The organism is Haemophilus paracuniculus (assembly GCF_002015115.1).
GTDB classification, from domain to species: domain Bacteria; phylum Pseudomonadota; class Gammaproteobacteria; order Enterobacterales; family Pasteurellaceae; genus Haemophilus_E; species Haemophilus_E paracuniculus.
Genome location: NZ_MUYA01000004.1, coordinates 342,311 through 366,368, shown reverse-complemented (window position 1 = coordinate 366,368; position 24,058 = coordinate 342,311). Strand labels below are relative to the sequence as shown.

The following is a 24,058-nucleotide window of genomic DNA, read 5'->3' as shown; positions in this document are numbered from 1 at the left end:
CAAAATTTCGGAAAATCCTACCCCTTGCAAGCTGAAATGAAATGCAAAAAGACTGAGTGAGATTGCTCTCGCTCAGTCCTTGCGTTCGTGATGGTTTGTTAGCCCTCACAACTACTACAATTCAACAAGTTGCGGTTAAACACCTGTGCCGCACTCATACTGTATTGGTAGTAGATCGATTTCAAACCTAATTCTTCGGCGGTCAAGTAAAGTTGGTTGAGATCCTTCGCTGGGGTGGCAGGGTGGATCATCACGTTGATACTTTGCCCTTGATCGATATATTTTTGGCGTTGTGCCGCTTGCTGAATCACACTTAACTGGCTGATTTCTGAGAAAGTTTTGAACACTTCTTTCTCGTCATCGGTTAATTCCGCAAGGTGTTGCACCGAACCGTCATTGTGTAAGATCGATTCCCAAATATCTTCCCGATCTAACCCTTTCTCTTGCAACAATTTTTCAAGGAATGGGTTTTTGTAAACGGTTTTGATCTTGGCAAGATCTTTCACATAGTAGTTCGATTTGAACGGCTCAACGGACGGCGACACGCTACCCAAAATGAAGCTGCTCGATTTGGTCGGGGCAATGCTCATTAAGGTGGTGTTGCGGCGACCGTAGCCTTTCAGAATTTCTGGCTCGCCAAATAATTCCGCCAACTCTTTGGACGCTTTGAGCGTTTTTTCTTGCAATAATTTGAAAATTTGGTTGTTTTTTTGCATTGCTGCGAAACTGTCGAACGCAATGTTGTTCGCCTGCAAATAACTATGCCAACCTAACACGCCGATCCCCAAGGCACGGTGGCGAGCCGCAAAGCGGTTCGCACGGTCGAGGAATGGCATATCTTTACTTTTCTCAATAAATTCGCTCATTACCGCATCGAGGAAGTAGGTTAAAACCTCTGGGGCATCGGTGTCTTTCCACTCATCAAAATAGAGCAAATTCATTGAAGACAAACAGCACACAAAACTTTCGTCCGAATTTGATGGCAACATAATTTCGGTACAAAGATTTGAGGCGTGGATCGTCATATTTTTATCTTTGTAAACATCTGGACGGTAGGCGTTCGCATTGTCTTTGAAGAACAGATACGGAATCCCTGTCTCGGTTTTGCGTTGCAAAATTTTCGCCCAAAGCTGCCGCTTGTAAGGGTCGCCTTTCTTCATTGATTCAAGCCAGTCATGCCCTACGCACACGCCGTAATACATTAACTGAATTGGATTGCCTTCGGTGTGAATATCCAACCATTCGTCAATGTCGCCGTGTTCAATGTCGATGTAGCCCGCAAACTGCCCTTTGCGTGAAGTGCCTTGCGAGATCACATCGATCACGGTATCAAATAATTTACTGAAATTAAATGAGCCGTCTGATTTGCCGTTGTTGCTGATGTTGCTACCACGCGGACGAATATCGCCAAAATAGGCGGACGTGCCGCCGCCGATTTTACTCATCATTCCCACTTCGGCGGTGGTTACCATAATTTCGTGGATTGAATCGCCGATATAGCTACCAAAGCACGAAATCGGCAAGCCACGATCTAAGCCGAAGTTTGACCAAATCGGCGAAGAAAGCGAGAAATAACCTCTCGCCATATAGTGATAGAATTTATCCGCAAAGCCTGCGATACCCAGTTTTTGCTCGGCGTGGTCGGCGATAAAACGGATGCGTTCGAGGGCGGTTGTGCCTTCGAGTAAATACCCACGTTGTAAAAATAAACGGCTGTCTTCGTTGAGCCAGTGAAAGTCTGGACGTTCAGAATTAGAATAAGTCATCGGCGGTAATCTGTTTCATTTTTTTGCTGTAATCGGTACTACGTTTGTTAAAGAAATCGGTCTCTTTGCTCGACAAAATTTCAATATCAAACCACTCAGTTTCTTTCAACAATTCAGGATCAATATCGTGTGGCGGTTCTAAGCCTAGGATCATCAATGAATTGTTGTAACGGCTCTTAATGTAATTTTCGACCGTTTGGCGGGTGATAAAACTCAAATCGCCTTCTTCAAAAATCCAATCTAAAATGCCTTTTTCAGCTTCAAAGGCTTGATCGGCAAGGGTTTTCAACTCTTGATAAAATTCAGGGGTAAAGAGTTCGCTATGCTCATCACGCAAAATTTCGTATAACGCAATCCCGAATTTACCGTGAATTTCTTCCTCTTTTGAGGTCGCTTCCACCGCATTTGAAATCCCTTTAAACAGGTTTTTATGCTTGTTGAACGACATCATCACGAGGAACTGCCCGAACAGGGAAATATGCTCAACGAACAACGAGAACAACACCAACGACAGCACAAACTGCCCTTTGCCCGCATCTTTCTCACGCATAAAATCTTCCATATAACGGATACGATTCATCAGCGGTTCGATCTCGCTAATTTGGCTAAACATCTCGTTTAAGCCCAATTTTTCCAACAAGAACGAGTAAGCATCTTTGTGTCGCACTTCACTTTCCGCAAAAGTGCCGCCCACATCGTCCATTTCTGGTTTCGGGAAGTAACGATATAGCTCGCCCCAGAAACGTTTCACATTCACTTCCACCTGCGAAATCGCCAACATCGCACGGGTCAAAACGTGGCGTTCGTGATCGTTAATGTTGGTGCGATAATCTTGAATATCCCCCGTGAAATTAAATTCCGTATGCAGCCAGTAAGAGTGGCGAATCGCATCTTTAAAATCGAGCAATTCAGGGTATTCATAAGGTTTGATATTTAAACGTTTTTGAAAGAGATTTCGAGCAGACATATTCGCAGTATCAAAAGTTGAAAAGAATGGTGCGGTATTCTATGCAAAAATTTCTAAATCGCAAGGTCTTGACAAATCCTGAACGCTTATTCATTCTTCTAACTCATTGAAAATAGTAGATCTTTTTTTTAGCCCTTTTTTCATTAGGGGGAAATCGGTAAAATGGCGTCCCTCTGATTTTGACCATTAAGGAACGCAATGCAACCCTTTATTTATCCTGTCGCCAACCTGATCGCAGGGGTGGACGAAGTGGGGCGAGGCCCGCTAGTCGGGGCGGTGGTTACCGCCGCCGTGATTATCGACCCAAACCAACCAATTCACGGCTTAACTGATTCCAAAAAATTGAGCGAAAAAAAACGGCTCGCCCTCGCTGAAGAGATCAAACAAAAAGCCCTCTGCTGGTCGCTCGGACGCGCCGAACCCGAAGAAATCGACCAACTCAACATCTTGCACGCCACTATGTTAGCAATGCAACGAGCGGTGGCAGGGCTTGCCATTCAGCCCGATTTTGTGCTGATTGACGGCAACCGAATCCCACCCCAACTCGGCATTGCCGCCCAAGCGGTGGTCAAAGGCGACAGCCTCGTGCCAGAAATCAGTGCCGCCTCAATCCTCGCCAAAGTCGCTCGCGATCAGGAAATGGACGAACTGCACGCCCAATTCCCCGAATACGGCTTCGCCCAACACAAAGGCTACCCCACCGCCCTCCACCTCGAAAAACTCGCCCAATTTGGGGCTACACCCTTTCACCGCAAGAGTTTTGCACCAGTGAGGAAAGTGTTGGGGTTATAAAAAATAGCAGGCGGTAGGATTATGCGAAATTTTCAGAAATCCTACCCATTGTTTTAGAACGCGAACATTGCGTCCCTACCGTAGGGACGCCACGCTGGCGTCCTTTTTCATTTATTTCCCATTCTTAAATCATTGTGCGGATAATTTCCCCGTCATTTTACGTTGAGCAGTTTCGTTAATTTCAAGGGCAATTTGTATTGTTTGAGCTTGCGAAGTTTAGTGGTTGTAGGGACGCGATGTTCGCCTCCCACTTTTAGTTGTAGATTTTCCAAGAAACGGGACGCAAGCATTGCGTCCCTACAATCGTGTAACAGAACTCACACAAGCGGTAGGATTTTTCCAAAATCCCACCGCTTGTATTCTCTCTTTACGCCTCAATTCCCTCAAACAATAAGGTGCTAAGGTAGCGTTCTGAGGCAGATGGTAGGATTACTACGATTAGCTTGTCGGCAAATTCAGGTAATTTTGCCAAACGATCGGCGGCGGCAACGGCGGCACCCGATGAAATACCACCCAAAATGCCCTCTTCTGCCATTAGGCGACGGGCGGTGGCGATGGCGGTTTCGCTATCGACTTGTTCGACTCGGTCGATCAAGCTGAGATCGAGGTTTTTCGGGATAAAACCGGCCCCGATCCCTTGAATCTTGTGCGGGGCGGGTTTGACTTCTTCCCCTGCGAGGGTCTGTTTGATCACGGGGGATTCCGCTGGCTCAACGGCAACGCTGGTAATCGCTTTGCCTTGATCTTGCTTGATGTAACGGCTCACGCCCGTGATCGTGCCGCCCGTGCCGACCCCTGCGACTAACACATCGATTGCCCCTTCCGTACCGTTCCAGATTTCTGGGCCAGTCGTTTGTTGATGAATTGCAGGGTTGGCTGGGTTTTCAAACTGTTTGAGGCTAACGTAGCGGTTTGGGTCGCTCGCCACAATTTCTTCGGCTTTAGCAATCGCCCCTTTCATTCCTTTCGCCCCTTCGGTTAGTACCAAATTCACGCCCAAACCACGCAATAGACGTTTGCGTTCGGTACTCATCGTTTCAGGCATTGTGAGGGTGATTTTGTAGCCCCGAGCGGCTGCCACATAGGCGAGGGCGATGCCCGTATTACCGCTAGTCGCTTCCACGATTTCTTTCTCTTTGGTCAGTGTGCCGTCTTTTTCCGCCTGCCACACCATATTCGCCCCGATACGGCATTTTACGCTAAAACTTGGGTTACGCCCCTCAACTTTCACCACGATGTTGCCGTTACCAAAATTTTTCAATCGAACAAGCGGTGTGTTGCCGATGCTGTATGAATTGTCTGCATAAATCGTCATTGGGTTTTCCTCTTTGTGATGTTGAATTGAGGATAAGAATACGCCCTTTTTTAGCAAGAATGTAGCGTTAAAAAAGCATTTTATATAACCAAAGGAAATAAAAAACCGCTTAACTCGGTGAGCAAGCGGTCGGATTTTGTAAAATTTTGCCTTTTTACAACGAAAAAGGACGCCAGCGTGGCGTCCCTACCTTGGCTCACAATGCTTGCGAACCAAACAGAAAAATTTTGTTATTGGTATTGCGTTTTCGGGCAACTAATCGGATTCCAACTTTTATCGTAGCAGATGTAAAGTTCATTGCCATTCGTGCCGAAATAAAGCCCTGCAAGCGGTTCGTTGTTTTTGCGTAACCAGTCGAACAATTCTCGTTTTGAGAGGGCGTATTTTGGCAAGTTGAGTTGTTGGAACAGAGCTTTTTGCTTGTCAAAATAGGCTTCTGGGGTGTCGAAAGCACAAGCCCCGTGTTTTTCCCATTGTCCTTGCAATAATGCCGCCCCAGGGGATTCTGGCAGGTATTTTTCGATCACACTTTCGGGAATTTCAGGTAAATCACCTTTACAAAAACGGGGGTGGTCGCTAACTTTGCGAGCCTTGCCATTTTGCGGCCATAAGCCGTGAATCACCCAGCCAAATTGTTGGGTGTCGCCACATTGATATGCCAAACGAGCTGGCACGTTGCCGTTGTTGCGTTTCTTTTGCAAATCACAAAAAGCGGGCGACCACGAGAGGGAAAGGGTGTAATAATCAATCGGGGCTTTTTTATTTTGCCCGATTTTATCTTCGCTCATAATGGTGTCGTAATTGCCTGCCACCGAGCGTTGGATCGATTTCTGCTGTTTATCGCTGAAAAACCAGCCTGCAATCGCGAGGGCGAAAAACAGAATCACGAAAATCGCCAGATAAGATGTTTGACGCTGTGTCATAAAACCTCTGAAAAATCCCCTCGTGCGAGGGGAATGGATTATTCTAACTCACCGCAAAAACGGTAGCCTTCGCCGTGAATGGTTACGATCAGCTCTGGGGTATTTGGGTGATCTTCAAAATGCTTGCGGATACGGCGAATGGTTACGTCCACCGTTCTGTCGTGCGGTTTCAGCTCACGCCCCGTCATTTTGAAAAGCAGATCCTCACGGGTTTGGATTTTGCCGGGGTTTTCGCAGAAATGGTGCAAGGCTCGAAATTCGCTGCGAGGCAATTTGTTCACTTTCCCCTCTGGGCTAATCAGGCTGCGGCTGTTTACATCGAGTGTCCAGCCGTTAAAGCGGTAGTTTTCCACCGATGCCGTTTCTTTATTGGCTTTCTCTTTTTCCGCCATTGTGCGTTGCAGTAAGTTTCTGGCACGAATGGTTAATTCACGCGGGTTGAACGGTTTGGTAATGTAATCGTCCGCCCCGATTTCCAACCCGAGGATTTTATCCACTTCGTTATCACGCCCCGTTAAGAAAATTAACGCAATATCGGTATTTTCGCGTAATTCACGGGCGAGCATTAAGCCGTTTTTACCTGGTAAGTTAATGTCCATTAAAACGAGGTGGATTTCCTGCTGTTCCAATACATCACGCATTTCATTGCCATCTGTCGCTTGGAACACATCGTAACCCTCTGCCTCAAAAATGCTTTTGAGGGTGTTGCGGGTTACCGCTTCGTCTTCAACGATTAAAATTTGTGGATTTTGCATTGCTATTCGCCTTTTAAAATTTGAAAAATTCTGAATTATCCGACCGCTTGTTTAGGCGGTTTTGGTTTTATTTTTGGCAAGATCACGATCATCAACCCCAACGATCAAATAGTTGCCGTGAATATCCGCCAAGCTACGAAAGCCGATATTAAAAATTTCACAATGTTTGTTGTAGTTGATCGGGCGATAATCAAAATTATCGTGATGATGCCCGTGGAAAATTTTTCTCGCCCCCATTTTGCGAGCCAGTTGGTTAATCACCGCAAACCCTTGTGGGTGTGGGCGAGGGGCTTCGTGGGTAATCAAAATATCCGCTTTTTGGCTCTCTAAGGTTTCCACATCGGACGGAAAAATCGAGCTACGGTGGCGTAGTGGTAAACCGCCTCGCCAGATTTTTTCCTGTGGACAATACTGGCAATAGTGAATCGGATCAAAAAACATTGGGCGATTCGGTGGCATCCAAATATGCCCACGGAACACGCCACCTAATCCTGCGATTCTCACCCCTTGCACGTCCACCACTCTGCCGTGAATGTTGCGACTTTTCCATTCGCTACCCCAAATCGAATCAAATGCGGCAACGGTTTTGCTGTCGTGGTTGCCGTGGATAAACCAAATATCGCAATGTTGAGCGAGTTTATCCAGTTCTTGTGGGGTGGTAAGTTGCAAATCCCCTAAAATAACCAATGCGACATTTTTTTCCGCCTCGACAATGGGGTACAAATGTTCGTAACTGCCGTGCGGATCGCCTGCGAATAAAATCATTTCGCCTCACTCTCATTTTGATTTGGCGAGGCAAGCTGAATTGGCTCTTCCAATAAAATCGCCTCAACAATCGCTTTGGTTTGGTTGTAACGATCCAAATAGCTCGGCGATTCGATCTCAATGTAAGGCACGTTATATTTGTCGAGCAATTTTTTCAGTAACTGCTGAAACTGCTGACGCTGTTTTTGCGAGCCGAGGCTGCGTAAACCGTCATCGACCCATTTGGTATTATTTGAGAGTAAAATCGTTACATCAAAGGGGTATTCACGGATCATAGAATCTAAAAATGGATGAGCCTTGCCCTCGTATTTGATACAAAACGCCTGGGTCGTGATGTAATCGGTGTCGATAATCGCTACTTTGTGGGCGTGTTTCATCGCATAATCAATGTAACGCTTATGCCCGAGGGCAATTTGTGGGTAATCCGAGTATTGTAACGCCTGTTCGCTACCGCCCAGTTGCTCAAACACAAATTCACGCCCATATTCCCACGCAGAAGTGGTGTTAAACACGTTCGCCAATTTGCTCACTAGCACGCTTTTACCGCTACTTTCGCCCCCCAAAATCGCAATGGTTTTCACGAAAAACGGACGCACTTCTTTCGGGATAAAACGCCAATATTGGAATGGATTATTGCGGATTTTAGTTGCCGAAACGTTAAACGATTCTCGGTTTGGATCAACCAAATGCACTTCCAAATTGAGGTATTTTTCGTAAGGGGCTTTATCCTGCACTTCGCTACTAAACACCACCGTTGGCTGAATATTTTTCGCCTCGAACAAAGATTTCACCCGTTCCGCCCAGCCTTCCCAGCCGTTTGGGTAGCTTGGAATGCCGTCTTCAATCAGATGATGCACAAAAATTTGCTTTTGCTGATATTTAAAAATCTGCTGAACCCAACGCAAACGATCTTCGTTAGTCGGCATTCGCTTCATTTTGCTGTCTTGGAATAATTTCAGATCACGTTCCGTTTCGGTGCAAACTACAACGTGTAGTTGATCCACCTTACTGAACGCCTCGTAAATCATATTGATATGCCCCGTGTGAATCGGGTAGAACTTGCCGAAAATCACCCCTTCACGCTTGGTCGGCTCTTCAACAATGTTCAGCACGCGGTGCAAGGCTTTCAATTTGTTCGCACTTGGGTTCTTGATGATGCCTCTGACTAATTGATTAAAATAGCCACGGGTAACCCCAGCCTGTTCACAAACATCGCCGACTTTCAGTTTGAGCTGTTTCCGTTTTTGTTGAAGATAAGCAAAATCCGTCATAATTTTGTATTGCGTCCAAAAATGAGATACTAATGATAGGCGAAAATCCCCTTTTTGTCATTGATTTTCGCCATTTTGGAAAGTTAATATACTATTTTTCAGAAAAAAGGGCAGTAAATCGCCACTACCCTTTCCATTTTTACTACTTCAATTTCAATTTTTTGCCGACCACAATGTGATTATTTTTGATGCCATTTAACTCGCTCAATTTCTCTGGGGTGGTCTTGTACATTCTGGCAATCGAATAGAGGGTTTGATCCTGCTCGACAACGTGGTAACTCGCATTTGGATTCACCGCTTTTGGCTCGGATCGCACCGCTTGTTCAGCCGTTTTGCTCTCTGCTTTTTTCTCACCTTTGGTAGATTTCACGTCCACCGATTTTTCAGTTTTTTGAGCCGTTTTCTGCTCAACGTTTTTGGCAGATTTTTCCTCTTTTTTCTCAACATTTTTACTGTCGGATTTCTTCACTTCCGCCGTTTTTGTGGTTTTCGGCTCAGTAGCTTCCTTATAAACCGCCACCCTTGCAGGGGTTTCCGAAATGCTCACATTTTTGCTGCGATAAGCAACTAAGCCGTTATAAATCGCACGGGCAAGCTGACGGCGGTAATTTGGGTTTGCCAATTTCGCTTCTTCCACAGGGTTCGACAAAAAGCCCGTTTCCACCAACACTGAAATAATATCAGGGGAACGTAAAACGCTTAAACTTGCCGCTTGCGGGTTACTTTTGGCGAGGGACGTCATATTCGCCATTTTGTTCATAATGTTGCGACCCAATTCATAGCCCGCCCGTTGTGAGTGGGAAAATTGCAGATCCAACACCGTTTGGTTGAGATATTTCTCGTTATTGCTGGAAAGCAAACGCCCCGCACCGCCTAATAATTCCGACTGTTTCTCGTGATCTTCCAACCATTTCCCCATTTCATCGCTGGCTCGGCGGTTTGACAGCACCCACACCGAAGCCCCTTTGACGGAACTGGACACTGGCGAAGAATCGGCGTGGATCGAAATCAAATAATTCGCCCGATTTTTGCGGGCAATTTCGGTACGCTCTGGCAACTGAATAAAATAATCGCCGCTACGGGTCATTACCCCTTTGAAATTCGGATCAGCATCGAGCAACGCTTTTAATTCACGGGCGATGGAAAGGGTAACCTCTTTTTCTTTAATGCCTAAGCCTGCCCCGATTGCCCCAGGGTCTTTACCACCGTGCCCTGCATCAATCGCCACAATGTTTTTTGCCGAAACAGCCACGCTTGCACTCAACGCAAGCAAACAAAAAGCAAATTGATTGATTATTTTTTTCATTTTATTCCTTAAATTCTTCGATCAAGCGGTCAGATTTGGGCGAAATTCTACCAAAAAACTCGCCAGTTGTGGCGATTGTGGGATCAATGTCAGCTCTCTGCCCTCGCCCACATAATCGATCTGAATGGTCAGATCCGCCTCGGGGATCATTCCTTGCCCTCGGCTCGCCCATTCTAATAAGCACAAGGTTTGTGGACGGAAATAATCACGAATCCCCATAAATTCCAACTCTTCGGGATCGGCAAGGCGATACAAATCGAAATGATAAAGTTGGAACGGTGTGAGCGGATACTCTTCCACGAGAGTGTAAGTTGGGCTTTTCACATTGCCTTGATGTCCAAAGGCTTGCACAATGCTACGGGTGAGGGTGGTTTTGCCCGCCCCTAATTCACCATTGAGGTAAATCACTAAACCTTGCTCGGAATGTTGAGCCAAAAATTGACGCAAAGCCACCGCGAGCTGTTGCCCAAATTGCAACATTGCAGGTTCGTGATCAAAATGAAAAGTAAAATTGCTATCCATCAAAATTCAAATGAAAAAGTAAGATTAAAAAATTTTGACTGGAAGAAAATGGAGCGGGAAACGAGGCTCGAACTCGCGACCCCGACCTTGGCAAGGTCGTGCTCTACCAACTGAGCTATTCCCGCATTTGAGAGGTCGTTTGTGAAAACGAGGCGTATTATAGCGATTTTCCGACCTCTCGCAAGCAAAAAATCGCAAAATGCGTTCTTTTGCCGATTATCCAATCAAATTTACGACTTTTTAGTCAAGGTTGATAAAATGTTGGCGATAAAATTTCAATTCTTCAATCGATTCTTTAATATCGTCCAACGCCAAATGGCTATTTTTCTTGCTAAATTGCTTCAACATTTCAGGTTTCCAACGGCTCGCCAATTCTTTGAGGGTGCTGACATCAAGGTGGCGATAGTGGAAATAATCCGCCAAATCAGGCATATATTTGTATAAAAAACGCTTATCTTGGGCGATGCTGTTACCACAAATCGGCGAAGCCCCTTTCGGCACATAGCGTTTGAGGAAATCGAGGGTTTGCAACTCGGCGGCTCGCTCGGTTAATTTACTTTGACGAACCCGTTCCACCAAGCCATTAGCCGTGTGAGTTTTAACGCACCATTCGCTCATTTTGCCGAGTAACTCGTCCGATTGATGAACCGCCAGCACAGGCCCTTCCGCCAAAATATTGAGATCTTTGTCGGTAACAATGGTGGCGATCTCAATAATTCGCTCTTTTTCAGGATCTAACCCCGTCATTTCAAGATCGATCCAAATTAAATTGTCTTTATTTGCTGTCATTTTATTTTCTCTAAAATTTCAAAAAATCCTACCGCTTGTATTGTAAAGCCTTGCTCACACAAGCTGGTACAAACTGAGCCACGTCCCCTTGATGTTTAAAAATCTCTCGCACCATTGTGGACGAAAGGTAACGCCATTCCACCGAGGGCGGTAGGAACAGGGTTTCTAAGGTGGGCGAAAGTTTATTATTCAGTTGAGCGAGTTGGATTTCATACTCAATATCGTCCGCCCCACGCAAGCCCCGCACCAAAATTTGAGCGTTTTGCTGTTGAGCAAAATCGGCTAGCAAGCCGCTAAACCCCACCACGTCCACATTGGTAAGGTGCTTCACGCTTTGACGCACCAGCTCGACCCGTTCGGCAAGTTCAAAAAGCGGTTGCTTACTGGGGTTTTTTGCCACCGCCACGATAAGGGTTTCCACCAGCTTGGCACTGCGTTCGATAATATCCAAATGCCCGTTGGTAATCGGGTCGAACGTGCCTGCGTAAATCGCTCGTTTCATTTTATTTCTCTAAATTATTTTTCTAAATAAGGGGCAAGCAGTTTCAAATGGCGTTTTAACGCCCCTTGATTTTCTCGCAACACGCCATAACCCGCTCGGCTAATTTTTTTGCACGCCTCTGGGTGTTCGAGCAGGAAAATCACCGCTTTCACCAATTCATACACGTTACTGCCGATTTCCACCACGCCCTCAACGGAACGCAATTTGGCGAAAATTTCGGGGAAATTAAAGGTATGTACGCCTGAAATCACGGGCAATTCAAACGCAATCGGCTCTAATGGATTATGCCCACCGTGCTTCACCAAACTTCCGCCCACAAAGGCAATTTTCGCCAAACCATATAACACCATCATTTCGCCCATCGTGTCACCGAGTAGTACTTGGGTATCGGCGGTCAGGGGCTGTTGAGACGAGCGAGTAACATAGTTAAACGGCGATTTTTGGATCAAATTTTCCACCGAATCAAACCGCTCGGGGTGGCGAGGCACAAGGATCAGCACCATATCGGGGTAAGCCTCTAACAATTTTTTGTGCGCCTCTAAAATCATTTTTTCCTCGCCCTCGTGGGTGCTACCTGCAATCCAAACGGGGCGATTGGCGATGTTGAGGGATTTCGCCGCCTCGGCAATTTGACGTCGATGTTTCTCGCTCACTACCAAGTCAAATTTGAGATTGCCCGTATTCACAAGGTGGCGAGGGTCGAAACCGAGATCCAAATAACGATCCGCACTCACTTTGTCCTGTGCCATAATCAGATCGATCTCTTGCAACATATTGCGAATGGCGGATTTTATCCAACCGTAACGCTTCGCCGAACGAGGGGAAAGGCGAGCATTGACAATCACAAAGGGAATGGATCGGCGATGAATTTGGCGGATTAAGTTAGGCCAAAGTTCCGTTTCAATCACAATAAATAATTTCGGTTGCACGAAATCCAAAAAACGATTGATCGAATCGGGTAGATCGTAAGGCAAATAATAGTGGGAAATCCCCTCTGGAAATGCCGCCGTAACCCGTACCGACCCCGTGGGGGTAACGGTGGTTATGGTAATCGGCAAATCGGGATATTTTTGTTGAATCGCCTTAATCAACGGCGTTGCCGCAATCACTTCCCCCACCGAAGCCGCGTGCACAACAATCCCCTGTGGCTGCGGTGCGACATTATCGCCATAAAGCCCATAACGCTCTGGCAAGCGTTTGCGGTAATCCGGCGACTTCGAGCCTCTTTTCCACATCATCAGTAGCAAGAGAGGTTGAATTAAATAGAGCAGAACCGTATAAAAAAAACGAATCATCAATTAAATCCTTTAAAGAGGATCGCCCTCTTTCGAGGGCAATTTTTTAAAGTGAATTAAAGAAAATCACTAAAATAATGACGGGAATCACAAATTTAACGTAGTTAAACCACAAATTGGTAAAACCTTGGCTTGCCCCCAGCTCTTGTTTGGCTTCGTCTTTGAGGACAAAGCCGACAAAAATCGCACTGCCGAGGGCGGTTAAAATGAATAATACGTTGCCGCTGAAATAGTCGAATGCGTCAAAAATGCTTTTGCCGGCGATGGTTACTTCTTTCCAGAGGTTATCCCCCAGCACAGACGGCACGTTGCCGATCACGAAAATCACGCCCAAAGTTAAAGCAATTGCTGTTTGGCGAGAGAGTTTGGTTTTCTCTTGAATGGCGGTGATAATCACTTCGTAAATGGTAAGCGAGGTGGTTAATGCCGCCACCACCAACAAGCCGAAGAAGATAATCGCAAAAATCGTGCCGCCCCACATATTTGAGAACACAATCGGCAAACTTTGGAACACGAGGGTCGGCCCTGAATTTGGGGCAACGCCGAAGCTGAATAGTGATGGAAAAATCATAAAGCCAGCCAATACCGCGATGACCGTGTTCATCACGCCCGTGATGGTGGCGGTTTTTACTAAATTTTCTTTTTTATCGAGGTAGCTCGATAGGGTAATCAATACGCCAAAGCCCAAACTTAATGCGAAGAACACTTGCCCTAACACAAACACGAACAGTTGTGGGGTGATTTTGGAAAAATCAGGCATTAGGTAGAATTTAATCCCTTCTGCCGCCCCAGGTAACGTGATGTTTCGCACCACCATTACGATCAAGAAAATAAACAAAATCGGCATTAGGTATTTAACCGAACGCTCAATGCCGTCCACCACGCCTTTGACGAGGATCAGATAGTTCGCCAACACGAAAAGTGCGGTGTAGCCAATAATCGCCCACGGGCTATTTTGAATACTTTCTTTATAGTAAGCCGCGGTGGTTTCAATCCCAACTGGCGACGAAAGATCAAGCGACCCCGACACAAGACTACCGATATAATTCAGCACCCAGCCGCCGAGTACCATATAGTAGGCGAGAATCCCAAACGCCCCGAGCAAGCCCATATAGCCGAGCAATTTCCAGCCCGAATGAATTTTCTTGCCATTCGCCGAGCCAGAGAAAGCGTCAATCGCATTCACTTTCATTCGTCTGCCGATCACGTTTTCCACGAGGATCATAGGAATCCCGATCACAATCATCGCCACACAAAACAGGAACACATAAGCCCCACCGCCATTTTCCCCAACCAAATAGGGAAAACGCCACGTTGCACCAAATCCGACCGTCGCCCCAGCCACCGTCATCACATACGCCAAACGGTTCGACCACGATTGGCGTTCTACTTTCTCTGTTGTCATTATTACCTCTTACAAGCGGTTAGATTTTTGAAAATTTCGCAGATGCTTTAATTCAATTTTCATACTTTGTTGGCTTTAATTACTTCGCCATCTTCTTTAATAAAATCTTCGGTTAATGGGATTGGTAAAATGGTTAGCACCTCTTCCGATGGGCGGCACAATTTTGTCCCGAGTGAAGTAACCACGATCGGACGGTTAATTAAAATAGGGATTTCCACCATTTTGCTTATCAATTCTTGGTCTGAATAGCGATTTTCCGCCATATTTAACTGCTCATATTCAGGTACGTTTTTGCGTAATAATGCTGTTGGCGACATTTTCATCTCAGCCAATAAATCAGTTAATTCAGCTACCGTTGGCGGCGTATCTAAATAATAAATGACTTCGACTTGAAGCCCCAAATGTTCAAGTAGTTTCAAGGTATTTCTTGATGTACCACATTTAGGATTATGATAAATTTTGACTTTTTCCATATTTATTTATCTCAAAGTTAATAAATAAAATTTTTGCATTAACTTACCGCTTGCTACCTTCGGTTTTACTTACGTTTTGCCCCCTTCGGTTTCGCTTCGCTCAATCACTTCCCCCGCAAGCGGGGGCAGATCTTATACTTCGATCATTTTAAGATCTTCCCCCGTTTACGGGGGAAGTACCACCGTAGGTGGGGTAGGGGGCAACCAAATACAAAAATTTTGCCCTAACTTACCGCTTGTTCGCCCCGATTATTTAAACAGGGCGAATAATTCATCCACTTTTCCCCTTGAATTTGCCCGTTGTCCGATTGAGCGTTGCACTTTGATTTTGTGGATTTTCGCCCCTTGGTAGATTTCCCGTGTGAAAGGGGTGTCGTGGTTGGAAATCAGCACGGGGATTTGTTGTTGGGCGGTTTGGCGGGCGTAATCCGCCAGTAACCGTTGTTGTGCCAAGCTAAATCCGCCCCCTGCGTATTGGGTGAAATTGGTATCCTGTGAAATCGGGGCGTAGGGTGGGTCGCAATAGACCACATAATCATCGGAATTTAACGCCAGCGACTGAAATACGCATTCAAAATCGGCACAAATAAATTGAGCATTTTGGGCTTTTTCGGCGAAAAAACGCAGTTCATTTTCAGGGAAATAGTGTTTTTTATATTTGCCGAACGGCACGTTATATTCGTGTTTGGCGTTGTAGCGACACAAGCCGTTATAGCCAAAACGATTTAAATAGAGAAACAGCACCGACCGCTCAAAAATATCGTTCGATTGATTAAAGGCTTGACGGCGTGCGTAATAAAATTCGGCACTATTTGCATTTTTGTGCTGAAAAAGCGGACGGGTTTCGGCGATGTAGCCCTCAACATCTTGCTTAATTAAATTATAGAGGTTGATTAAATCAGGATTGATGTCGGCAAGCACATATCGCTCAAAATCCGTATTCAAAAACACCGAACCCGCCCCGACAAAAGGCTCAACAAGGCAAGCCTTTTTTGGTAAGTGGGCGTGAATTTGGGGGATCAAGCGGTATTTTCCGCCAGCCCATTTGAGAAAGGCTCGGTGGCGTGCGATGTTCATTTTGTTAGCGTTTTATTAGCGTTGGGTAAAACGTTCAATCGCCGCTAACACTTGTTGCTCGCTGGCTTGGGCGGTAACGTAGGCTTGCCCGAGGGATTTGAGTAAAATCAGGCGTAACTGGCCGCTTAACACTTTTTTGTCTCGCCACATATAAGGCAAATAATCGCTCGGTTGCATATTGTCCGGCGAAATGGTTGGCAAATTGGCTCTCGTTAATAATTTTTCGAGACGGAAAACGTCCTGCTCAGTCAAATCGCCCAAAATGTGCGAAAGTGCCGCCGCTTCTAACATTCCCACCGACACCGCTTCGCCGTGTAGCCAGTTGCCGTAGCCTTGATGAGCTTCGATTGCGTGTCCAAACGTATGCCCCAAATTGAGCAAGGCACGGTCGCCTTTTTCCGTTTCATCACGCGCCACCACATCGGCTTTGAGCTGGCAACAACGCTGAATGCAGTATTCTAACGCCTGTTGATCCAACGCCACTAGTTGATCGATATTCTGTTCCAACCACTCAAAGAAAGCGAGATCGAAAATCGCCCCGTATTTGATCACTTCGGCTAAACCTGCACTCACTTCACGTTTGGCGAGGGTGTGCAGGGTGTTGGTGTCCACGATAACCGAGATCGGCTGATAAAACGCCCCGATCATATTCTTACCAAGCGGGTGGTTTACCGCCGTTTTTCCGCCCACGGAAGAATCAACTTGGGCGAGTAAGGTGGTTGGAATTTGAATGAAACGAATGCCACGCTGATAAGAGGCGGCGGCATAACCTGCCACATCGCCAATCACACCGCCACCAAGAGCAAGCAAGGTGGTATCACGATTATGATTTTTTTCGAGTAACGCAGTAAAAATGAGATTGAGGGAATCGAGGGTTTTGTATTGTTCGCCGTCTGGGATCAACACATAATCGACTACACAGCCAATTTCAGCAAGGGTTTGTTGCACGGTGGCAAGGTAATGTTCGGCGATGGTTGGGTTCGACACAATCATCACTTTATCGCCCGCTTTAAGCGGGGCGAAACTCGCAGGATTTTGCAACAATCCCGCCCCGATTTGGATCGGATAACGGCGTTCTTTTAATTCAACATTTACCTGCAACATCGCTTGCCACCTTTTTATTACTGTAAATTATCCATTAAATCAATGATTTGGGTTGCCACCACTTTGGCACTTTGCTCGTCCGTTTGAAGTTTGATGTCGGCAATTTCTTCGTAAAGTGGATTGCGGATTTTCGCCAAATCTTCCAACACTTGACGCGGATCTTCCGTTTGCAATAACGGGCGTTTTTTATCGCGTTGGGTGCGTTCAAACTGTTTATCTACTGAGGTTTCGAGGTAAACCACGATCCCACGAGCGGAAAGGAAATTACGGTTATCCTTTGAAAGCACCGAACCACCGCCCGTAGAAAGCACAATGCCTTGCCCTTGGGTCAATTCGTTGATGATGCGTTCCTCTCGCTTGCGGAAGCCCGCTTCGCCTTCCACATCAAAAATCCAATCAATATCCGCCCCAGCACGTTCTTCAATCACTGAGTCAGAATCCATAAAATCCATATTCAACATTTGTGCCAGTTGGCGTCCGATAGTGCTTTTGCCTGCACCCATAGGCCCGATCAAGAAAATGTTACGTTTTTCAGCCATTAGTCTGTTCTTGTTTGAAAAAGTGAAAAATTTCGATTTGTGGAAAGAAAAACCGCTTGTCGATCATCAACATCTTGAAAGGACAAGCGGTCAGTTTTTCGTAAATTTCGCCAAAACTGTTGAAAGCGTGATCATTGTTTAAAAAGAGTACAACTCACAGCACAAATCGCCCAAAAATAATTTGGGGCGGATTATCGCAAGAAACCGCCCCAAATTTCAACTGTTCCGCCTCAGAAAGCGGTGATTTTCTCAATTATTTTTAAAAGAGATCATCACTTGACCCTTTCAATACCCCTATCGGCGGTAAACCTAGCCGTTGATCCAACGCCTCGTGCGGTTTTTTACGCTCTGGGGGCGCCCCATTTGGATTTGCCGATTTTGGCTTCGGCTCACTCACTTTATAGGCTCGTTCCACAATGTAACGTTTGGTTGGCTCAGTTCCCTTGATGAAATACTCATTTTTACTGTTGCCGAGGAAACCGCTTGATGCGTCAATTTTCACCTCAACGATATTCGGCGGGGTTTTGAGATTTCGCTCTGGCTTATCCGCCAAGGCTTTTTTCATATAGGCAATCCACGCTGGCATTGCCGTTGCCGCCCCTTGTGCCGATTTGCCGAGGGTTTTGCTGCTATCATCGAAACCAACGTAAACAGTGGTAACGAGATTTGCCCCAAAACCTGCGTACCAAGTAACTTTGGCGTTATTGGTCGTACCCGTTTTACCGCCCACGTCTTTACGCTTGATTTGATCCGCCATTCTGGCACTCGTACCACGCCACGATAACCCTGTTTCGCCGTAAATTGCCGAATTTAACGCACTTCGCATTAAGAAAGCGAGTTCGCCACTGATCACACGAGGGGCGTATTTGATCCCGCTGTTCACTTTGATGTCGTCCGCCATTAACACGGGCTGATCCGTTTGTTGCACCGCAATTTGCCCATCGTCCATTTCTTCGTTCGCTTCTTCATTTGGAATTTCAGCGGATTCCGTAATCGCCGAAGAAACACGGTTTTCATCGTAGATTTTGACCGAATCAAAATACTCTGGCTCGGTGTAAACCACAGGGCGATCATTACACTCTACGCAGGCAATCGCAGGGTTTGCTTTGTAGATCTCTTTGCCTTGATTATCCAAAATGCGATCAATCAAATACGGCTCAATCAAATAACCGCCATTATCAAACACCGCATAGGCTCGTGCCATTTCAAGGGGGGTGAAAGATGCCGCACCCAACGCAAGGGATTCGGTCGCCACAAATTGACTACGTTTGAAACCGAAACGCTCTAAATAGTCGGCGACATAATCGATCCCCGCCATTTGTAAAATACGGATCGCCACCATATTTTTCGATTTACCGAGGGCGACACGCACACGCAACGGGCCTTCATAACGACCGTCTGCATTTTTTGGTGTCCACGGTTTTTGACCTCGTTTTTTGATCGTAATCGGATCATCGCTAATGGTGGAAGAAAGGCTCAACCCCTTATTCATTGCCGCTGCATAGATAAACGGCTTAATTGATGATCCCACTTGCACGAGGGATTGGGTCGCACGGTTGAAACTGCTCTGCTCGAAACTAAATCCGCCCACAATCGCTTCAATCGCCCCGTTATCGCTGTTGATCGACACCAAACCCGAATTGACCGCAGGAATTTGCCCTAACGCCCACTCTTTATTGCTGTTTTGGCTGACCCAAATCTGCTCGCCCACCGCAATTTTACCGTTCGCAAAAGTCGCATTGACACGTCTTAAACGGGCTTGTTCGCCATTTTGCAATAAAATCAAAAAATTCGCTTTGTCCGATCCTACGATCACCGCAGGCACGAAAGGATCGGAATTTGGCAATTTACTCAGATGATCGATAATTTTTTCATCATTCCACGCTTTTTCGTTAGGCTTCCACAGTTTTTCCGCCCCACGCCAGCCACGGCTGCGGTCGTAACGAATAAGGTTGTCCCGCAAGGCTTTTTGAGCGGCACTCTGATCTTGTGATAGCACCGTTACATAAACTTGATAGCCCGCACTTTTGATCTTTTCCGCCCCGTAGCGTTTTTCCATTTCTTGACGCACCATTTCAGTAACGTAATCGGCACGGAACTCTAAGGCAGTGGTGTAATATTTACTTTCCACTTTTTCCGCTTTGGCGGCTTGATATTGTTGTTCGGTGATCTTACCCACGTCCAACATACGGCGTAACACCACATTACGGCGTTCTTCGGCACGCTTCACAGAATAGATCGGGTTCATTGTGGACGGGGCTTTCGGCAAGCCAGCAATAATCGCCATTTCGCCCAAGGTCAATTCATTCAAATTCTTACCAAAATAAGTTTTCGCCGCCACAGCAACCCCGTAAGAGCGGTAGCCTAAGAAAATTTTGTTGAGATAAAGCTCTAAAATTTCCCGTTTAGTCATCACTTTTTCGATTTCCAACGCCAACACCGCTTCACGCAGTTTACGCACCATTGTCCGTTCGTTGGTAAGGAAGAAATTTCTAGCTAACTGTTGGGTAATAGTACTCGCCCCCTGTGTGTCCCCTTGTGCCGAACGCACAATCGCACGGGCAATCCCTTTCGGGTCGATCCCATTATGCTCGTAGAAACGGTAGTCCTCAGTGGCAATAAAGGCATCAATCAACGGTTGCGGAATATCTTCCAATTTCACAGGAATACGGCGTTGCTCGCCCACCTCGCCAATCAATTTACCGTCTGCGGTAAAAATCTGCATCGGCTGTTCTAATTCCACCTGTTTAAGGCTTGAAACATCGGGCAATTCGGCTTTGATATTCACATATAACAAGCCAATTCCCACCCCTGCCAGAATTAACAGAGAAAGTAAAGTGCTAAATATTATTTTTGCGATCTTCATCGACAAATTCTCTTTTGCTGAATGACGAACTTAAAAAATCTCGTCAAGATATACATCAAATTTTCGGCAAGTATAAACCAAAAAACAGTTTTAATCCTCAACATTCAAAAAAGGAGAAGTAATAATGTCTATTTTTAACACAATTACCCCCGCCAAAACCCTCGTGGGATTAAGCGAGAACGATGAATATTATTGCATCATCATCAACGATGACGGCAATTTTAGTATCGAATGGCGAACCAAACCCTACTCGTTCAAAGATTTTATCTACGAAGTGGTGGACACCAGTAAACCCTTTACCCTCGTGCGTTGCGTGCCTTATCAATATGTGTGGCGAAAAAATTTCTGCGTTCCTCGCCACTATTCGCAACGGATCGTATTGGGGCAAATTGTGCAAATCGTGCAACGGGAAATCCCCTTGCCATTAAGCGAAATCAACCTCGATTTTGAAACCGTCCCGATTGAAAACAACCCCTTGCAACGGGTGCATTGCAACGCGTTACGCAAAAGTTATGCCGATGAATTAATGCTCAATGAAGACACCGTTTTGAACTGCGAACTGCACTCGTTTTTGCGAGGCATTGAATATAGCAACCCTCGTGATCCCAATGCTCGCTATTTGATTAAAGATAAGGTGGTGCAATTTACCAATGACGGCATTATTTTTGATACCAACCTCGACAACGCCACTTGGCGACCAAGTACAACCCCCGACCCTGACGGCGATGTTCTTGATTACACTCTTTTCTATATGGCACTGGGAGCAAGTATATGGAATATCGATCCAATTTAAACAACCACCTCGCCCGCGACTGGGCGAGCCTGCACCTACGCCATTTGGGGCAACTGGCAGTTTGCCTTTTATTGAGTATCGCCCTTGCAAGCGGTCTGATTTGGCTGAATTTCCAAAAATTTGCCGAAATCCAACCGCTAGCAAAGGAAATTTCCGCTCAAAAAGCCAAATTCAACCAACAACAGAGCCATATTGAGCGATTAAAAAGCCAAACGGCGTTAGGCAAAAATGGCTTAAACAGCACGGAAATTGCCGATTTTATTGCGATCTTGCAAAAGATCCCGCCCCAATCCGCAGGGTTGGAAGTAGCTCAAATCAGCCAAAATGAACAGGCTCAACCCCAGCTAAAATTTATCGGCAAATATGCCAAACAGCAGGATTTTGAGCAATTTCAGCACGTTTTGGCTCAATTTTCCGCCTTTACGATCAAAATGGATTATCTGCAAAGTTCGGAAAAATATAAGGCGGAATTTAGTTTGCGTTTAATTCCCGTTTCTGAAAACGGCAATGAAAACAGTGAGGAATAAAATGAAAAAATGGCTTCAATCTTTTTATTTACAGCCCCACCACCCATTACATCTTAGCCTTGATTTTATTCAAAAATGGCGTTGGGGAATAATGCTCATTATTACTTTGCTGATCGTAAGTTATCCACTTTTTCGCTCTATTCAATTACAACAAGAGTGGCGAAATAAACAGCAAGAAATGGTGAAATTAAATGATGAAATCAGCCAACAACAAAAATTATTGGCAACCTTACAAGCTCGCCAAATCAACGTGAGCGATAAACAGATTACCCAAATCAATCAAACCCTTGAACAATTATTAGCAAAACATCAAATGCAACTGGAAACACAACAATGGAATTTAACCGAAGAAAAAAGCGTGAATCTCGTTGCAAATCAAAGGTTTTTGCCGTTGCTCGAACTATTAAAAGGCTTAAATCAATCGCCGTTATTTTCCTTTAAAAGCATTACGCTGACGAAACTGAATCAAGATCGGTTAATTCAACTTAATACAGATTTAATGGTAACGCCGCAATGAATATGAAACATTATTTAATTTTGATTTTTTCCTTTATTTCATTTGGCTATGCCGATCCTTTTTATGGCGAATCTGAACCAAATAAAACCAGCGAAACGACAAAAGTCGAACAGCAAGAAATTTCAAAAAATCCGACCGCTTGCAATATGGAAAAAAGCGAAAACCAACCCCATTTTCCCTTTGAAAAGGAAAAATTAAAGTTGGTTGGCATTTTAAAAAATGGCGATCAATTTAAAGCTCTCTATTTAACGGATAATCAGCAACTGGTGGATTTAAAAATAGAAGATCTGCTCGGCTCGCTACAAATTAAATCGATCAATTTAAAATCAGTGGAATGGATCGACTGGCAAAAAACCGAAAATTGCCAGCAACCGTTCACTTTTATGGAAAAATTGTAAGGGGGAAAAATGCAAAAACGATTATGGTTACTCACTTTATTCGCCCTACCACTATTGGCGAATGAACTTTCGATTTCCCTCAAAAACGCCCCCACCGCCCAACTGCTTTCCTTTTTGGCGGAAGAAACGGGCAAAAATATTGTGCTGGCGGATAAAATCGACAGCCAAACCACCCTGCGGATCGAAAACAGCAACTTTGAGCAGATCCTCAATAGCATTACCAAAATCAATCAGCTCAATGCTTCCCAGCAGAAAAATATCTACTACGTTAGCCACCAAAAAGAGGAAAAAAGCCCAGCGGTTAGCACGGCTCGGCTCAAAAATTCCGAAAATCTGACCGCTCGCACGCAGGCACAAACGCCTGCAAAACCGAAATTGCTCACCAAAACGATCAAAATTAACCACGCCAAAGCCTCAGAAATCATTGACGCTTTAACCAAAGGTAACGGCAAAGTGCTGTCTGAAAATGGCTATCTTCATTTTGATGAACGCAGTAACAGCTTGATTATCAAGGATAGTGCCACCGCCCTCGCCAATATCCAAAAGCTGATTAAAGAGCTGGATAAGCCGATCCCACAAATTGCGATTGAGGCTCGCATCGTTACCATTAGCAGCGAAAATCTGCAAGAGCTTGGGGTGCGGTGGGGAATGCTCGGCAGAGGCGAGAACCACCAACGTTTCGGCGGCACTTTGCAGGGCAACAGTGCCACCAATTTGGATAATCTGAACGTCAATTTTCCCGTTAATAATGCGGCTTCGGCGGTGCTACAAGTGGCGACCCTCAACAGCCGCGTGCTGGATTTGGAACTTTCCGCCCTTGAACAGGAAAATAGTGTCGAAATTATCGCCAGCCCTCGCCTGCTGACCACCAACAAAAAACCCGCCAGCATCAAGCAAGGCACGGAAATTCCCTATGTGCTTTACAGCAAAAAATCGGAAGTGGCGAACATTGAATTTAAAGAGGCAGTGCTGGGCTTGGAAGTTACCCCGCAACTGTCGCAAAACAACCAAATTTTAATGGATCTGCTGGTAACGCAAAATTCGCCCAACCCTACCAGTTCCGCAGGTAATCCCCTGATTACAATCGACAAACAAGAACTCAACACCCAAGTGCTTGCCAAACACGGCGAAACTATCGTTTTGGGCGGGATCTTTCAACATCTTGCAGCGAAAGGCGAAGATCGTGTACCGATCTTAGGCTCAATTCCCTTTATCAAACGGCTATTCAGCCAAAGCCGCGATAAAATCAGCAAACGGGAATTGGTGATTTTCGTTACGCCTTATGTGGTGCAATCGAGTGATGTGGCGGTAAAAACCGAGAAATCTCGCCCAAATTAGGGGAATTTGTGCTACAATCCGCCACTATTTTTTGCCGTGCAAGCGGTATGATT

At 45.6% G+C, this 24,058-nt stretch carries 25 protein-coding genes and 1 tRNA gene; 7 read left to right on the top strand and 19 right to left on the bottom strand.

The features are described from left to right. Window positions 1–98: 98 nt before the first annotated feature. Together B0187_RS04340 and B0187_RS04335 are read right to left on the bottom strand one after the other, a co-directional pair. Window positions 99–1,766, bottom strand: coding sequence for a ribonucleoside-diphosphate reductase subunit alpha (locus B0187_RS04340; RefSeq protein ID WP_078236630.1), 1,668 nt, complete (start codon window positions 1,764–1,766; stop codon window positions 99–101). Beyond that, window positions 1,753–2,733, bottom strand: coding sequence for a ribonucleotide-diphosphate reductase subunit beta (locus B0187_RS04335; RefSeq protein WP_078236629.1), 981 nt, complete (start codon window positions 2,731–2,733; stop codon window positions 1,753–1,755). Before B0187_RS04335 ends, B0187_RS04340 begins: the two co-directional genes overlap by 14 nt. 198 nt (window positions 2,734–2,931) lie before the next feature. Here B0187_RS04335 and rnhB point away from each other — a divergent pair, with 198 nt between their 5' ends. Then, window positions 2,932–3,525 carry a ribonuclease HII gene (gene rnhB / locus B0187_RS04330; protein WP_078236628.1) on the top strand — a complete coding sequence of 198 codons (594 nt, stop codon included), beginning with the start codon at window positions 2,932–2,934 and terminating at the stop codon, window positions 3,523–3,525. Window positions 3,526–3,892: 367 nt separating this feature from the next. Here the strand turns inward: rnhB and cysK are convergent, their stop codons facing one another. From cysK to aroK, 16 genes are all read right to left on the bottom strand, one after another. Continuing rightward, window positions 3,893–4,840 carry a cysteine synthase A gene (cysK, locus tag B0187_RS04325; RefSeq protein WP_078236627.1) on the bottom strand — a complete coding sequence of 316 codons (948 nt, stop codon included), beginning with the start codon at window positions 4,838–4,840 and terminating at the stop codon, window positions 3,893–3,895. Between the two features lie 230 nt (window positions 4,841–5,070). Continuing rightward, the gene (locus tag B0187_RS04320; RefSeq protein ID WP_078236626.1) at window positions 5,071–5,763 is read right to left on the bottom strand and encodes a ribonuclease T2 family protein; all 693 of its coding nucleotides are present in this window, start codon (window positions 5,761–5,763) and stop codon (window positions 5,071–5,073) included. Between the two features lie 38 nt (window positions 5,764–5,801). Then, a complete protein-coding gene (gene arcA, locus B0187_RS04315) occupies window positions 5,802–6,518 on the bottom strand; it encodes a two-component system response regulator ArcA (RefSeq protein ID WP_078236625.1) in 717 nt (238 codons plus the stop codon). A gap of 51 nt (window positions 6,519–6,569) precedes the next feature. Next, entirely contained in the window at window positions 6,570–7,283 is a 714-nt protein-coding gene (locus B0187_RS04310) for a metallophosphoesterase family protein (RefSeq protein WP_078236624.1), read from the bottom strand. Then, window positions 7,280–8,554 carry a multifunctional transcriptional regulator/nicotinamide-nucleotide adenylyltransferase/ribosylnicotinamide kinase NadR gene (gene nadR, locus B0187_RS04305; protein ID WP_078236623.1) on the bottom strand — a complete coding sequence of 425 codons (1,275 nt, stop codon included), beginning with the start codon at window positions 8,552–8,554 and terminating at the stop codon, window positions 7,280–7,282. The genes B0187_RS04310 and nadR overlap by 4 nt, the downstream gene beginning before the upstream one ends. A 142-nt stretch (window positions 8,555–8,696) precedes the next feature. Continuing rightward, the gene (locus tag B0187_RS04300; protein WP_078236622.1) at window positions 8,697–9,860 is read right to left on the bottom strand and encodes an N-acetylmuramoyl-L-alanine amidase; all 1,164 of its coding nucleotides are present in this window, start codon (window positions 9,858–9,860) and stop codon (window positions 8,697–8,699) included. 21 nt (window positions 9,861–9,881) lie between these two features. Next, the gene (tsaE, locus tag B0187_RS04295) at window positions 9,882–10,382 is read right to left on the bottom strand and encodes a tRNA (adenosine(37)-N6)-threonylcarbamoyltransferase complex ATPase subunit type 1 TsaE (protein WP_078236621.1); all 501 of its coding nucleotides are present in this window, start codon (window positions 10,380–10,382) and stop codon (window positions 9,882–9,884) included. A gap of 49 nt (window positions 10,383–10,431) precedes the next feature. Continuing rightward, a tRNA-Gly gene (locus B0187_RS04290) sits at window positions 10,432–10,507 on the bottom strand. Between the two features lie 115 nt (window positions 10,508–10,622). After that, a complete protein-coding gene (orn, locus tag B0187_RS04285) occupies window positions 10,623–11,171 on the bottom strand; it encodes an oligoribonuclease (protein ID WP_078236620.1) in 549 nt (182 codons plus the stop codon). Between the two features lie 28 nt (window positions 11,172–11,199). Further along, window positions 11,200–11,673, bottom strand: a complete 474-nt coding sequence (gene coaD / locus B0187_RS04280) for a pantetheine-phosphate adenylyltransferase (RefSeq protein WP_078236619.1) — start codon at window positions 11,671–11,673, stop codon at window positions 11,200–11,202. A 14-nt stretch (window positions 11,674–11,687) separates the two neighbouring features. Then, complete coding sequence (gene waaA, locus B0187_RS04275; protein ID WP_078236618.1) at window positions 11,688–12,968, bottom strand: lipid IV(A) 3-deoxy-D-manno-octulosonic acid transferase; 1,281 nt, start codon at window positions 12,966–12,968, stop codon at window positions 11,688–11,690. Window positions 12,969–13,014: 46 nt separating this feature from the next. After that, window positions 13,015–14,373 carry a sodium-dependent transporter gene (locus B0187_RS04270; protein ID WP_078236617.1) on the bottom strand — a complete coding sequence of 453 codons (1,359 nt, stop codon included), beginning with the start codon at window positions 14,371–14,373 and terminating at the stop codon, window positions 13,015–13,017. A 59-nt stretch (window positions 14,374–14,432) separates the two neighbouring features. Continuing rightward, window positions 14,433–14,846, bottom strand: a complete 414-nt coding sequence (arsC, locus tag B0187_RS04265; protein WP_078236616.1) for an arsenate reductase (glutaredoxin) — start codon at window positions 14,844–14,846, stop codon at window positions 14,433–14,435. A 249-nt stretch (window positions 14,847–15,095) separates the two neighbouring features. Beyond that, on the bottom strand, window positions 15,096–15,923 hold the full coding sequence (locus tag B0187_RS04260; protein WP_078236615.1) for a Dam family site-specific DNA-(adenine-N6)-methyltransferase: 828 nt from the start codon (window positions 15,921–15,923) through the stop codon (window positions 15,096–15,098). Between the two features lie 15 nt (window positions 15,924–15,938). After that, the gene (gene aroB, locus B0187_RS04255; protein WP_078236614.1) at window positions 15,939–17,027 is read right to left on the bottom strand and encodes a 3-dehydroquinate synthase; all 1,089 of its coding nucleotides are present in this window, start codon (window positions 17,025–17,027) and stop codon (window positions 15,939–15,941) included. Between the two features lie 17 nt (window positions 17,028–17,044). Then, a complete protein-coding gene (gene aroK, locus B0187_RS04250) occupies window positions 17,045–17,566 on the bottom strand; it encodes a shikimate kinase AroK (RefSeq protein WP_078236613.1) in 522 nt (173 codons plus the stop codon). Here aroK and B0187_RS10295 point away from each other — a divergent pair. Next, window positions 17,547–17,708, top strand: coding sequence for a hypothetical protein (locus B0187_RS10295; RefSeq protein ID WP_169835298.1), 162 nt, complete (start codon window positions 17,547–17,549; stop codon window positions 17,706–17,708). The two genes, aroK and B0187_RS10295, sit on opposite strands and share 20 nt — an antisense overlap. Window positions 17,709–17,825: 117 nt before the next feature. Here the strand turns inward: B0187_RS10295 and B0187_RS04245 are convergent, their stop codons facing one another. Next, window positions 17,826–20,432 carry a penicillin-binding protein 1A gene (locus B0187_RS04245; protein ID WP_078236612.1) on the bottom strand — a complete coding sequence of 869 codons (2,607 nt, stop codon included), beginning with the start codon at window positions 20,430–20,432 and terminating at the stop codon, window positions 17,826–17,828. Window positions 20,433–20,556: 124 nt separating this feature from the next. Here B0187_RS04245 and B0187_RS04240 point away from each other — a divergent pair, with 124 nt between their 5' ends. Genes B0187_RS04240 through B0187_RS04220 form a run of 5 tightly spaced genes read left to right on the top strand, consistent with a single transcriptional unit; the run spans window position 20,557 to window position 24,005 of the window. Further along, window positions 20,557–21,225, top strand: a complete 669-nt coding sequence (locus B0187_RS04240; RefSeq protein WP_078236611.1) for a type IV pilus biogenesis protein PilM — start codon at window positions 20,557–20,559, stop codon at window positions 21,223–21,225. Continuing rightward, complete coding sequence (locus B0187_RS04235) at window positions 21,204–21,752, top strand: hypothetical protein (protein WP_078236610.1); 549 nt, start codon at window positions 21,204–21,206, stop codon at window positions 21,750–21,752. The genes B0187_RS04240 and B0187_RS04235 overlap by 22 nt, the downstream gene beginning before the upstream one ends. A gap of 1 nt (window position 21,753) precedes the next feature. Next, window positions 21,754–22,269 carry a hypothetical protein gene (locus tag B0187_RS04230; RefSeq protein ID WP_078236609.1) on the top strand — a complete coding sequence of 172 codons (516 nt, stop codon included), beginning with the start codon at window positions 21,754–21,756 and terminating at the stop codon, window positions 22,267–22,269. 2 nt (window positions 22,270–22,271) lie between these two features. Beyond that, entirely contained in the window at window positions 22,272–22,667 is a 396-nt protein-coding gene (locus B0187_RS04225) for a hypothetical protein (RefSeq protein ID WP_143413758.1), read from the top strand. A gap of 9 nt (window positions 22,668–22,676) precedes the next feature. Then, the gene (locus B0187_RS04220; RefSeq protein ID WP_078236607.1) at window positions 22,677–24,005 is read left to right on the top strand and encodes a type IV pilus secretin PilQ; all 1,329 of its coding nucleotides are present in this window, start codon (window positions 22,677–22,679) and stop codon (window positions 24,003–24,005) included. Window positions 24,006–24,058: the final 53 nt, after the last annotated feature.